Source organism: Roseateles sp. GW821-FHT09B06 (assembly GCF_059418245.1).
The window spans coordinates 31,855-43,957 of sequence record NZ_JBWKPM010000027.1 but is presented as its reverse complement, the minus strand read 5'-3'; the positions used below and the strand labels follow the sequence as shown (position 1 = coordinate 43,957).

10 protein-coding genes are annotated in these 12,103 nt (G+C 69.4%); 6 read left to right on the top strand and 4 right to left on the bottom strand.

Annotated elements, in window-relative coordinates; all coding sequences use genetic code 11:
• The first annotated feature begins 80 nt into the window (after positions 1-80).
• The 3 genes from AC07OQ_RS19665 (at position 81) to AC07OQ_RS19655 (ending at position 2,899) form a co-directional block, all read left to right on the top strand.
• Positions 81-1,241: a LysM peptidoglycan-binding domain-containing protein gene (locus AC07OQ_RS19665; RefSeq protein ID WP_495054836.1), complete on the top strand. Its 1,161-nt coding sequence runs from the start codon at positions 81-83 to the stop codon at positions 1,239-1,241.
• 15 nt (positions 1,242-1,256) lie between these two features.
• Positions 1,257-2,369: a DNA-processing protein DprA gene (gene dprA / locus AC07OQ_RS19660; RefSeq protein WP_495054835.1), complete on the top strand. Its 1,113-nt coding sequence runs from the start codon at positions 1,257-1,259 to the stop codon at positions 2,367-2,369.
• 77 nt (positions 2,370-2,446) lie between these two features.
• Entirely contained in the window at positions 2,447-2,899 is a 453-nt protein-coding gene (locus AC07OQ_RS19655) for a Smg family protein (RefSeq protein WP_495054834.1), read from the top strand.
• A 50-nt stretch (positions 2,900-2,949) separates the two neighbouring features.
• Here AC07OQ_RS19655 and AC07OQ_RS19650 read toward each other — a convergent pair whose 3' ends face one another.
• The 4 genes from AC07OQ_RS19650 to yajC form a co-directional block, all read right to left on the bottom strand.
• A complete protein-coding gene (locus AC07OQ_RS19650; protein WP_495054833.1) occupies positions 2,950-5,325 on the bottom strand; it encodes a DUF1631 family protein in 2,376 nt (791 codons plus the stop codon).
• Positions 5,326-5,363: 38 nt separating this feature from the next.
• Positions 5,364-6,410 carry a protein translocase subunit SecF gene (secF, locus tag AC07OQ_RS19645; protein WP_495054832.1) on the bottom strand — a complete coding sequence of 349 codons (1,047 nt, stop codon included), beginning with the start codon at positions 6,408-6,410 and terminating at the stop codon, positions 5,364-5,366.
• A 14-nt stretch (positions 6,411-6,424) separates the two neighbouring features.
• Positions 6,425-8,293, bottom strand: coding sequence for a protein translocase subunit SecD (gene secD, locus AC07OQ_RS19640; RefSeq protein WP_495054831.1), 1,869 nt, complete (start codon positions 8,291-8,293; stop codon positions 6,425-6,427).
• A gap of 119 nt (positions 8,294-8,412) precedes the next feature.
• On the bottom strand, positions 8,413-8,742 hold the full coding sequence (gene yajC / locus AC07OQ_RS19635; protein ID WP_495054830.1) for a preprotein translocase subunit YajC: 330 nt from the start codon (positions 8,740-8,742) through the stop codon (positions 8,413-8,415).
• A 188-nt stretch (positions 8,743-8,930) separates the two neighbouring features.
• On the opposite strand from yajC, the gene AC07OQ_RS19630 reads away from it, so the two are divergent.
• The 3 genes from AC07OQ_RS19630 to AC07OQ_RS19620 are packed head-to-tail and all read left to right on the top strand — an operon-like array spanning position 8,931 to position 12,074.
• Positions 8,931-9,581, top strand: coding sequence for a GntR family transcriptional regulator (locus AC07OQ_RS19630; protein ID WP_495054829.1), 651 nt, complete (start codon positions 8,931-8,933; stop codon positions 9,579-9,581).
• Positions 9,578-10,531 carry a proline racemase family protein gene (locus AC07OQ_RS19625; protein WP_495054828.1) on the top strand — a complete coding sequence of 318 codons (954 nt, stop codon included), beginning with the start codon at positions 9,578-9,580 and terminating at the stop codon, positions 10,529-10,531. Before AC07OQ_RS19630 ends, AC07OQ_RS19625 begins: the two co-directional genes overlap by 4 nt.
• A 52-nt stretch (positions 10,532-10,583) precedes the next feature.
• The gene (locus AC07OQ_RS19620) at positions 10,584-12,074 is read left to right on the top strand and encodes an ABC transporter permease/substrate-binding protein (RefSeq protein ID WP_495054827.1); all 1,491 of its coding nucleotides are present in this window, start codon (positions 10,584-10,586) and stop codon (positions 12,072-12,074) included.
• Positions 12,075-12,103 lie beyond the last annotated feature (29 nt).

The following is a 12,103-nucleotide window of genomic DNA, read 5'->3' as shown; positions in this document are numbered from 1 at the left end:
ATATGGCGAGTCCGCCGGATTTTTCAACGAGACAGCGCCACGCCCCTGGACGGCGAGGCCAAGGCGCGGGAGAGTTCTTGATGACCCAGAGGCGGCCCCTCACCCCCCAAATACCCTGCGCCCTGGCCATCGCCGCGGCCTTGTTGAGCGCTCCCGTTTCGGCGAGCAACTATCCCGTCACCCCCCAGCAGCGCCAGACCGCCAACCAGGTCGCGCAGGCCGGCGTGCCGCTGTCCGAGCTGGCGCCCAACGCGCCCGATTCGCACACGGTCAAGCCCGGCGATACGCTGTGGGACATCTCCAAGCTCTTCCTGACCAGCCCCTGGCGCTGGCCCGAGCTGTGGGGCATGAACCGCGACCAGATCGCCAACCCGCACCTGATCTACCCCGGCCAGATGCTGCTGCTGGTCAAGAAGGACGGCCGTGCCAGCCTGCAGCTGGCGCAGTCGCGCGGCGGCGCCGACGGTACGGCGCGGCTTTCGCCGCAGATCCGCTCCAGCCAACAGGACGTCAATCCGATCACCGCGATTCCCCAGCACCTGATCGAGCCCTTCCTCAACGAGGCCATCGTGTTCGACACCGATGAGCTGGCGCGCGCGCCGCGCATCGTCTCGGCCCAGGAAGGACGGGTGCTGCTTTCGAAGGGGGATCTCGCCTACGCGCGCGGCGACCTGGACAAGGCCGGCGACTACCGCGTGTTCCGCAGCAGCAGGCCGCTGCGCGACCCGAGCACGCGCGAAATCCTGGGCTACGAGGCCCCCTATCTGGGCACCGCCATGCTGACCCGCCCGGCCGAGAACCGCAATGTCGCCGACGGCAAGGTCGACATCGTCCCGGCCACCCTGACGATCCGCAGCACCAAGCAGGAGATCGGCGTCGGCGACCGGCTCTCGCCGGTGCCGCAGCAGGGCTTCACGCGCTATGTGCCGCATGCGCCGGCCAATCCGGTGGCCGGCCAGATCGTCTCGGTCTATGGCGATGCCCTGACCGCCGGCCAGAACCAGATCGTCGCCCTGAACCGCGGCGCCCGCGACGGCATGGAGCGTGGCCATGTGCTGGCGCTGTGGCGCAGCGGCAAGCGTGTCGTCGATCGCACCGGCGACAAGCGCGAAGAGATCCGGCTGCCCGACGAGCGCCATGGCGTGCTGTTCGTGTTCCAGGTCTACGAGCGCGTGTCCTATGCGCTGATCATCTCGGTGCAGGACCCGGTGTCGGCGGGCGACCGCTTCACCCAGCCCTGACAACACCGCCGGCGCATGGAGCGCAGCGAACTGGCCGCCTGGCTGCGCCTGCTGGAGACGCCGGGCCTGGGCCGGAGCGCCGTGCGCCGCCTGCTGGCCGCACTCGGCCCACCGCCATCCGTGCTGGGCGCGCCGGCCGCCGCCTGGCACAGCCTGCTGAGCGCGACCCAGATCCAGGCCCTGAGCCGCCCGCCCGACGGGCTGGACGCCCTGCTGGAGCGCACCTTCGCCTGGCTGCGCGCCGCCCCCGGCCACCAATTGCTGGCGCTGGGCGATGCCGACTATCCCCACTCCCTGCTGCAGAGCGCCGATCCGCCGCTGCTGCTTTACCTGAGCGGCCGACGCGGGCTGCTGGGCCGGCGCTGCCTGGCCATCGTCGGTAGCCGCAGCCCGACCGCCCAGGGGCGCGACAACGCGCGCCAGCTGGGCCGCAGTCTCGGGCAGGCGGGCCTGACCATCGTGTCCGGCCTGGCCCTGGGCATCGACGGGGCGGCGCACGAGGGTGCCCTGGAGACGGCCGGCGGCACGATCGCGGTGCTGGGCTGCGGCCTGGACCAGATCTACCCTTCCAGCCACCGCCAGCTGGGCGCCCGGATCGCATCCCAGGGCCTGCTTGTGAGTGAATACTCACTGGGAACACCGCCCCTGCCCCAGCATTTCCCGCAACGCAACCGCATCATCGCCGGACTGGCCGACGGCTGCCTGGTGGTCGAGGCCACGCCGAAGTCGGGCTCGCTGATCACCGCCCGACTGGCCGCCGAGGCCGGCCGCGAGGTGTTCGCCGTCCCGGGTTCCATCCATGCCCAGCAAAGCCGCGGCTGCCATGCCCTGCTGCGCGACGGCGCCAAGCTGGTAGAAAGCGCCGACGACGTGCTGGAGGAACTGCGGGTTTCGGCGCCACCCGCGGCCGCCACCCCGGCTCCGGTGCCCGCAGCGCCGGACGACAGCGCGGACGAGCCGGCGCTCCTGCTCGCGGCCATGGGATTCGAGCCCGTCGGCCTGGATGCGCTGCAGGCGCGCGGCGGCTGGTCGGCCGCCCAGTTGAACGCCCTGCTGCTGGAACTGGAGCTGGCGGGCGAGGTCGCCCGGCTGCCGGGCCAGCTGTTCCAGCGCCGTCAGAACGCCTGAACACGAGGGCCGAACGGCGCCGTTTTCCGCCGACCCGACGGCCATCGGGGCCGGGAGCCCTGGGTTATAGTCCCTTCATGTTCGACGTGCTGGTCTATCTCTACGAAACCTATTGGCGCCCGGACGCTTGCCCGGACCACGCCCAGCTGACCCGCAAACTGTCGGCGGTGGGCTTCGAGAGCGACGAGATCCAGGAAGCCCTGTCCTGGCTGGACGGCTTGGCCGTCGCGGCCGAAAGCCACAAGGGCGAGCAGGGCCAGCAAAGCCTGCGCGTCTATTCCAAGGACGAGCTGGACCATCTGGGCGAAGCCTCGGTGGGCTTTGTCAGCTTCCTGGAATCGGCCGGCGTGCTGCCCCCGCCGATGCGCGAGATGGTGATCGACCGCGCGATGGCCATTCCCGGCGCCCCGATGGACCTGGAAGACCTCAAAATCATCGTGTTGATGGTGTTCTGGAGCCTGGGCGAGGAGCCCGACGCGCTGATCCTCGACGAGCTCTTCGTCGCCCCCGAAGACCGTTTGATCCACTAGACCGACGCCAGGCAGAGCCGGATCCGCGGACTCCGCTGGGCCAATGCACCTCAGTTCAGAAGTCTTGTTGGGTCGACATCCAGCTTGGCCAGCGCATTGCGCGTGGCCTTGACCGTCAGCGCCTCATCCTGCGCCGGCAGCAGCAGCCCCGCCTGCAGGAAGGCCGCCAGGCGGCTCAGCTGGAACAGCACGCCGCGCCCCTTGGGCGAGACGAACAGGGTCAGCTGATGGCGCATGCCGCGCCAGGCCAGTTGCACGGCCTCGTTGCGGCCGCGGTAGTCCAGCATGTACCAGCCGCCCACCTGCAGCTCCTTGGCCCAGGCCAGCATGGCCGGGGTCGGCGCCGAACCGCCCTCGGCCACCACCTCCAGATCCTCGCTCTCGTGGCCCGAGAGGTCGCGCACCAGCGATTCGTTGATCTCCAGCCCGCCGGCCTCGGGCAGCAGGGCGTCCAGCGCCTGCAGCTGGTCCATCAGCTCGTCCAGCCGCTCGCGCGGAATGGAGGCGGTCTTGGCGGTGAAGGCCGCCGCCAGCGAGTTGTTGAGCGCGCGGATCTGCTCATCCTGCTTGGGCGCCGCCAAGCCGGCATGCCCCATGCCGTCGCGCAGCGTCTTCAGCAGCGGCGGCAGGCGGCGGATCACCTCGGCCCGCTCCTCGCGCGAGACCTTGGCGCTGGCCGACCAGATCAGGTCGGCCGCGGCGCGCTTCATCGCCTTGGTCTCCTCGGACTGCGCGCCGGTGCGCACCGCGGTGACCGCCAGCACGTCGGCCCAGATATGGAACAGGAATTCGCGCACGCCGTCCTGCACCGGCACCTCGTTGAGCATCTTGCGCAGCTCGATGGTGTACTGGATCGCCAGCGTCTCGCGCTGCTCGACCTGCTGGGCCAGCGACACGCCCTTCATCGAGGCCTGGTTCTCGTTCTCGAAGTAATGATCGAGGAACTTTTCGAACTCGGCCAGCACGGTCTGGAAGACGCGCCGACCGGTGTCGGGATAGGCCTCGACCACCTGCACGATCCGTTTGATCTCGCGCTCCAGCGCATCGCCCACCGCGGCGGACGAGGTATTGAAGCCCATCACGCAGGCCCCCATGCGGTCGATCAGGCTGCGCGCAGGATGGTCGGCGGCGGCAAAGAAGTCCGGCTCGGACACCGCCACGCGCAGCACCGGCATCTGCAGGCGCGCGAACCAGACCCGCACCGCGGCCGGGATGCGCTCTTCCATCAGGATGCTCTGGAACAGCAGGGCGACAATCTCGATGGTGGCGCGTTCGGCCGGCGAATCGGCCGCCTGCTTCAAGACCTGCTTGAAGGCCTGGCTGCGCGACTGGATTTCCTCCAGCTGCTGCAGCGGCGGCAGCTCCACGTCGCCACCCCTGGCGAATGCGCTGCGGCGCACCAGCGCCTCCTGCGCATGGTTGATCGCCGCCGTCAGGCGCGGCGAGGCCGAATACTGATGCAGGCCGGGCAGGCTCGGCAGCGGCGCCGTCGGCGCATGGGCCCTAGAAGAAGAGGCACCGCCCAAGCCAGCCAGGGAGGGGCGGGAGTCCGGCGACATGCCGCCGGAGGCGGTCGAATCCACGCCACCGAAGCCCGGCACCTGCCGGCTCACCACCCGCTGCAGCAACTGCAGCACCTCGTCGGCCGCGGCGCTGGCCTGGCTGCGCTGAGCCTCGACCGGCATCACCTGGCGCGCCATATAGGGGGTTTCTTCCTGGCCGCTGCCGCCCGTCTCGGCCTGGATGCGCGCGCCCATGCCGCCGGCGTCGGTGGTTCGACGGATGAAGGGTCGCAGGTCGACCTCGGGCATCACGCCCTGCTCGATCAACCAGCGGTTGGTCTCGTGATAGGCCTCGCCCAGCACCAGGGCAAACTCGGCATGCACGGCACTCTTGAGCATCTGCCACTCGGAAGAGCCCATGTCGCTGCGGTACCAGGTGTCGAGGGCGATGCCTGCCACCACATTGGCGCGCAGCAGGTCCTGGGCCGGCAGTTCGTCGCGCCCCTCGAGCTCGAGCATGCGGGTGCGCAGGTCGGTGAATTCCCAGGAGGCCTTGTCCATCATGGCCAGGGCCAGGCGCGAGGCGATGATCTCGCGCTCGATGGTGTCGTCATCGACCAGGGACAGCACGCCCGGCACGCTGTTACCGCCCACCGACTGGCCGCTGCGCGTCGCGCTCGGGCCGGGCGTCGCGGCACGCCGCAGCGCGGCGATGCAAGCCGCCAGCCAGGCCGGCCCCTGGCGCATCCAGACGCCCACGCTGTCGCGGCGCGCCACGACCACCGCGTGCTCGGCCGACTGCAGCATCAGCTGCCGTGTTGCCTCGTTGAACAGGCCCACCGCCGGCGCCAGACCGTGCACCAGGGTCTCGATATAGACACGCCGCGCTTGCGAAGCCAGAGCTTGGTTGCGGGCGGTGGTCATGTAGGCGTGTTCAGGCGGTGCGTGGAATGCAAAAGACTCTACACCACCGCCCCGGCGTTGGGATCATCGGGATCTTCCTTGTTGATCGGCCCCTTGATCAGATCCTCGCGCTTGACGCCCAGCCACATCGCCAGCGCCGCGGCCACGAACACCGAGGAGTAGATGCCGAACAGGATGCCGATGGTCAGCGCCACCGCGAAGTAGTGCAGGGTCGGGCCGCCGAAGATCAGCATCGACAGCACCACCAGCTGGGTGCAGCCGTGGGTGATGAAGGTACGGCTCATCGTCGAGGTGATCGCGTGGTCGATCACCTCATGGGTGTTCATCTTGCGGTACTTGCGGAAGGCCTCGCGCACCCGATCGAAGATCACCACCGATTCGTTCACCGAGTAGCCCAGCACCGCCAGCACCGCCGCCAACACCGCCAGCGAGAACTCCCACTGGAAGAAGGCGAAGAAGCCCAGGATGATGACCACGTCGTGCAGATTGGCGATGATGCCGGCCACGCCAAACTTCCACTCGAAGCGGATCGCCAGGTAGATGACGATGCCCACCACGGTGAACAGCAGGGCCTTGGCGGCATCCCAGGCCAGCTCCTCGCCGACCGCCGGACCCACCACCTCGGAGCGCGACAGCTTGATCGGTTCGGCCTGGGCGGCCCCGGCCGCCGAAGCCGTACAGATCTGCTTGCTGACCGATTCACCCTTGTCGGTGACCTGCTGGTGCTGACTGATGCCGCCGGACTCGGCCTTGCACAGCGCGGCGAACACCTTGTCCACCACCTCGGTCTGCTTCTCGCCCGAGCGCACCGGCAGGCGCACCATCACGTCGCGCGAGCTGCCGAAGTTCTGCACCTGGACCTCGCCGAAGCCCATCTGCTCGATCGTGTGGCGGGTCTTCTCGATGTTGGCCGCCTGCGGGTAGGCCACCTCGATCACCGTGCCACCGGTGAATTCGATCGAGTAATGCAGGCCGCGCGTGACCAGGAAGAACACGGCCACGGCGAAGGTGATGAAGGAGATCGCGTTGAAGATCAACGCGTGCTTCATGAACGGGATATCCCGTTTGATGCGGAACAGTTCCATGTCTTGTCTCCTGCTCAGGCCTTGGGCGCGTCGGGTTCGGGCTTCCAGACCTGGCCGATGGCCAGCGACTTCAGCTTCTTCTGGCGGCCGTACCAGAGGTTCACCAGGGCGCGCGAGAACACCACCGAGGAGAACATCGAGGTCAGGATGCCCAGGCAATGCACCACCGCGAAGCCCTTGACCGGGCCGGAGCCGAAGGCCAGCAGCGCGACGCCGGCGATCAAGGTGGTCACGTTGGAGTCCAGGATGGTGGCGAAGGCGCGCTCATAGCCGGCATGGATGGCCGCCTGCGGGCTGGCACCGCCGCGCAGCTCCTCGCGGATGCGCTCATTGATCAGCACGTTGGCGTCGATCGCCATGCCCAGCACCAGGGCGATCGCGGCGATGCCCGGCAGGCTCAGCGTGGCCTGCAGCATCGACAGCACGGCCAGCAGCAGCAGCAGGTTGAAGCCCAGCGCCAGCGCCGAGAACAGGCCGAACAGCATGTAGTAGACGCACATGAAGGCGGCCACCGCGGCGAAACCCCATACCACCGAGGAGATGCCCTTGGCGATGTTCTCGGCCCCCAGGCTCGGGCCGATGGTGCGCTCCTCGATGATCTCCATCGGCGCGGCCAGCGAGCCGGCACGCAGCAGCAGCGCGGTGTCGTTGGCCTCCTGCGTGGTCATCGCGCCGGTGATCTGGAAGCTGTTGCCCAGCTCGCTGCGGATGTTCGGCGCCGTCACGACCTCGCCCTTGCCCTTCTCGAACAGGATGATGGCCATGCGCTTGCCGATGTTCTCGCGCGAGACCTCCTTCATGATGCGGGCGCCCTTGGCGTCCACCTTCAGGTTCACGGAGGGGTTGTGGTTCTCGTCGAAGCCGGGCTGGGCGTCGTTCAGGTTGTCGCCGGTCAGCACCACCTGGCGCTTGACGATGATGGGCCCGAAGCCGCGGTCGATGAAGCGCTCGGTGCCGAAGGGCACGGGGCCGGAGCCGCTCAGGGCCGCCTGGGCCTCGGCACTGTCGTCCACCATGCGCAGCTCCAAGGTGGCGGTGCGGCCGATGATGTCCTTGGCCTTGGCCGTGTCCTGCACGCCCGGCAGCTGCACGACCACGCGGTCCAGCCCCTGCTGCTGGATCACCGGCTCGGCCACGCCCAGCTCGTTGACGCGGTTGTGCAGCGTCGTGATGTTCTGCTTCAGCGCGGCTTCCTGCACCGCCACCAGCGATTGCGGCTTCAGGCTGCCGGTCAGGCCGGGCTCGGCGCCGGGCGGGGCGGGCGTCCATTGCACGTCGGTGATGACGTCGGTCAGCACGCCGCGGGCGGCATTCATGGTCTCGACGTCGCGGAAGGCGAGCACCACATTGTTGCCATCGCGGCTGATGCCGGCATGGCGGATGTTCTTCTCGCGCAGCAGGCTGCGCACGTCCCCGGTCAGGGCCTCGGCCTTCTTGGTCAGGGCCGCCTTCATGTCGACCTGCATCAGGAAATGCACGCCGCCGCGCAGATCCAGGCCCAGGTACATCGGGAAGGCATGCAGGCTGGTCAGCCATTGCGGCGAACGCGACAGCAGATTCAGCGCGACGATATAGCTCGGGTCGGCCGGGTCGGCGTTGACCGCCCTGCCGATGATGTCCTTGGCCTTCAGCTGGGTGTCGGTGTCGCCGAAACGGGCCTTCACCGAATTGCCGTCGAACTGCACGAAGTCGGCCTGGATGCCGGCCTCCTTCAGGGCCTGCTCGACCCGGCCCACCATGCCGCTATCGACCTTGACGGTGACCTTGCCGCTGGAAACCTGGACGGCCGGCGCCTCGCCGAAGAAGTTGGGCAGCGTGTAGATGGTGCCGATCAGCAGCGCGATGACGAGGATCGCGTACTTCCACAGCGGATAACGGTTCATGGGGACGTCCTCTCAGGCCGGGGCCTGAAACGGGAGCCGGCACCGCAGGGTGCCGGGCTGGATGGGCGGGCCGAGGACGGCCCGTCCGGAGTCTCGCCAGCGAGCGCTCGCTGGGCGGCTTACTTGCTGACCGTGCCCTTGGGCAGCACCTGCACCACGGCCGAGCGCTGCACCTGCAGTTCCACGCCCGTGGCCACTTCCAGGGTCACATAGCTTTCGCCCAGCTTGGCCACCTTGCCCAGCAGACCGCCCGCGGTGACGATCTCGTCGCCCTTGGCCAGCGCCTCGATCATGGCCTTGTGCTCCTTCTGGCGCTTCATCTGCGGCCGGATCATCACGAAATACAGCACCACGAACATCAGCACCAGCGGCAGCATGCTCAGCAAGCTGGACTCGGTGCCGCCGGTGGCGGCCGGAGCGGCCTGGGCAAAAGCGTTGGAAATAAACACGTCGGTATCCCTTTGATGAAGCCCGTCCTGGCGCGGACGGAAGAACGTTGGATTGTAAGCGGGCGTCCCGGGCACTCCGCCACGCCCAGCCATGTGGGGTTGACAGGCGTCAATTCAAAAAATATTCTACAAATATATTAACAAGATGCGCGCGCTTGGGCTCCGTCCCACCCGGCGATGATGGCGACATGACCGAACCCAGCGACCCCAAGCGCCGCGTGGCCGACCAGGCCTACGACGCCCTGGAAACCATGATCGCCACCCTGCAGCTCAGGCCCGGCGCGCCGATCGTCGAGGCCGAGCTGATCGAGCGCACCGGACTGGGCCGTACGCCCACGCGCGAAGCCCTGATGCGCCTGGTGTCCAACGGCCTGATCGTGCAGCTGCCGCGCCGCGGCCTGCGCGTCGGCGACCTGATGCTGGCCGAACACCTGGACCTGATCGAGGCGCGCCGCGTGCTGGAGCGTCTGATCGCCACCACCTCGGCACGCCGCGCCGCGCCCGACCAGCGCGAGGCCCTGCTGACCCAGGCCCGCGCGATGGTGCGGGCCAGCGAGCAGGAGGACCTGGCCGGCTATATGGAGGCCGACCAGGCGCTGGACCGCGTCAACCATGCCGCCTGCCGCAGCCCCTTCGCGGTGGCCGCCATCGTGCCGATGGTGATCCAGTGCCGGCGCTTCTGGTATGCCTACCGCCACCAGGGCGACATCCGCCAGGGGGCGCAGCGGCATCTCGTGCTGGCCGAGGCAATCGCGGCCGGCGACGGCGACGCCGCCGCCCAGGCCAGCGATGCGCTGATGGACTATCTGCGCCAGTTCGCTCAAGCCGTCATCGAATGAACACCGCCAACCCCTGCACCCGCATCATCGACTCCCACACCGGCGGCGAACCGACCCGCGTGATCGTGGCCGGCGGCCCGGACCTGGGCGGCGGCTCGATGGCCGAACGCCTGGCACGCTTTCGCGCGCGGCACGATGCCTGGCGCCGCGCCGTGGTCAACGAGCCGCGCGGCTCGGATGTGATCGTCGGCGCCCTGCTCTGCGAGCCCGAACTGCCGGACAGCACGGCCGGCGTGATCTTCTTCAACAACGTCGGCTTCCTGGGCATGTGCGGCCACGGCAGCATCGGCCTGATCGCCACCTTGGCCTACCTGGGCCGCATCGCCCCCGGCGAGCACCTGATCGAGACCCCGGTCGGCCGCATCCGCGCCACCCTGTTCGAGGACGGCAGCGTCGCCATCGACAACGTGCCGGCCTACCGGCTGGCCAGGCAGGTCCCCGTCCGCCTCGGTGATCGCACGCTGCATGGCGACGTGGCCTGGGGCGGCAACTGGTTCTTCCTCTGCGAGGACCATGGCCTGGCACTAAGGCCGGACCAGGTCGAGCCGCTGACCGAGCTGTCCTGGGCGCTGCGCCAGGCCCTGCGCGAGCAGGGCATCGGCGGCGCCGAGGGCGCCGAGGGCGCCGAGATCGACCATATCGAGCTGCTCGGCCCGCCGCAGGATCCCTCCCACCAGGGCCGCAACTTCGTGCTCTGCCCCGGCAAGGCCTATGACCGCAGCCCCTGCGGCACCGGCACCAGCGCCAAGCTGGCCTGCCTGGCCGCGGACGGCAAGCTGGCGCCCGGCCAAGCCTGGCGGCAGGAGAGCGTGATCGGCAGCGTGTTCGAGGCCAGCTACCGGGCCGACGCCGACGGCCGCATCCTGCCGACGATCCGCGGTCGCGCCCATGTGAACCTGGACGCCACGCTGGTGTTCCAGCCCGGAGACCCCTTCGCCTGGGGCTTCTGAGCGCCGGCGCCGCGGCTTGACCGCAGGCCGCGGCATCACCGATGCTGCGGCCATGCTCCGTCGCCTGCTCCCTGCCCTCGGCCTGCTGCTGGCCCTGTCCGCCGGCCATGCCGAACCGCTGAAGATCGGCTCCAAGCGCTTCACCGAAAGCTACATCCTGGCCCAGCTGCTGGCCCAGACCGCGCAGCGCCACGGCCCGGTCGAGGTGCAGGCCGGCCTGGGCAATACGGCCATCGTCTATGCGGCCTTGCGCAACGGCAGCATCGATCTCTATCCCGAGTACGCCGGCACCATCGACCAGGAGATCCTGAAGAACGACCGGCCCTCGAACCTGGCCGCGATGCGCGCGCAGTTGAAGCCCCTTGGCCTGGGCGTGGACGTCGCGCTGGGCTTCAACGACGGCTATGCGCTGGCGATGCGGGCCGAGCGCGCCCGGCAGCTGGGCATCGCCAGGCTCTCCGACCTGGCCCGCCATCCGACGCTGAGGCTCGGCCTCTCCAACGAGTTCATCGGCCGCAGCGACGGCTGGGGCGGCCTGGCCCGGCGCTATGGCCTGCCGCAGCGCCCCACCGGACTGGATCACGGCCTGGCCTACGACGCGGTGGCCGGCGGCCAGGTCGACGTGATCGACATCTACAGCACCGACGCCAAGATCGACCATCTGGGGCTCCGGGTGCTGGAGGACGACCTCGCCTATTTCCCGCGCTACGACGCGCTGCTGCTGTACCGGCTCGACCTGCCGCAGCGCCATCCCGCGGCCTGGGCCGCGCTGCAGGGCCTGGCCGGCCGCATCGACGAGCGCGCGATGATCGCGATGAATGCCCAGGCCGAGCTGCAGGGGCGCGGCTTCGAGGCGATCGCGCGCGACTTCCTGGCCGGCCGCCAGAGCCAGTCCGCGAGTCCGGGCGCGGGCGGCGGCTTCACCGCCAAGCTGTTCGGCGCCGATCTGGCGCGGCTCACCGCGCAACACCTGACCCTGGTGCTGGCCTCGGTGGGCCTGGCGGCGCTGCTGGGCATTCCGCTGGCCACCTGGGTGGCCCCGCATGCCGGGCCGCGCGGCCTGATGCTGGGCGCCTGCGGCATGCTGCAGACCGTGCCCTCGCTGGCCCTGCTGGCGGCGCTGATCTCGCTGGTGGACCGCATTGGCGCGCTGCCGGCCCTGCTGGCGCTGACGCTCTACGCGCTGCTGCCCATCATGCGCAACACCTGCGTGGGCCTGGCCGAGGTGCCGGGCGGGCTCAAGCTGGCGGGCCAGGCCCTGGGGCTGAGTGCCGGGCAGCGCCTGCGCCTGATCGAGCTGCCGCTGGCGCTGCCGACCATACTCGCCGGCGTGCGCACCGCCGCCAGCATCGCGGTGGGCACGGCGACGATCGCCGCCTTCATCGGCGCCGGCGGCTATGGCGAGCGCATCGTCACCGGCCTGGCGCTGAACGACCACCAGCTGCTGATCGCCGGCGCCCTGCCCGCCGCCGCCCTGGCCCTGCTGATCGAGGGCCTGTTCGCGCTGCTGGAGCGGCAGCTGCGGCGCCGCGCCGGGCGCTGATCGCCCCCCGGGGCGCGCCCGCCGGCAAC

Bases quoted from the DNA above. Each gene is read 5' to 3' on its own strand.
- AC07OQ_RS19665 (WP_495054836.1), top strand. From the start codon at position 81: ATGACCCAGAGGCGGCCCCTCACCCCCCAAATACCCTGCGCCCTGGCC.
- dprA (WP_495054835.1), top strand. From the start codon at position 1,257: ATGGAGCGCAGCGAACTGGCCGCCTGGCTGCGCCTGCTGGAGACGCCG.
- AC07OQ_RS19655 (WP_495054834.1), top strand. From the start codon at position 2,447: ATGTTCGACGTGCTGGTCTATCTCTACGAAACCTATTGGCGCCCGGAC.
- AC07OQ_RS19650 (WP_495054833.1), bottom strand. From the start codon at position 5,325: ATGACCACCGCCCGCAACCAAGCTCTGGCTTCGCAAGCGCGGCGTGTC.
- secF (WP_495054832.1), bottom strand. From the start codon at position 6,410: ATGGAACTGTTCCGCATCAAACGGGATATCCCGTTCATGAAGCACGCG.
- secD (WP_495054831.1), bottom strand. From the start codon at position 8,293: ATGAACCGTTATCCGCTGTGGAAGTACGCGATCCTCGTCATCGCGCTG.
- AC07OQ_RS19630 (WP_495054829.1), top strand. From the start codon at position 8,931: ATGACCGAACCCAGCGACCCCAAGCGCCGCGTGGCCGACCAGGCCTAC.
- AC07OQ_RS19625 (WP_495054828.1), top strand. From the start codon at position 9,578: ATGAACACCGCCAACCCCTGCACCCGCATCATCGACTCCCACACCGGC.
- AC07OQ_RS19620 (WP_495054827.1), top strand. From the start codon at position 10,584: ATGCTCCGTCGCCTGCTCCCTGCCCTCGGCCTGCTGCTGGCCCTGTCC.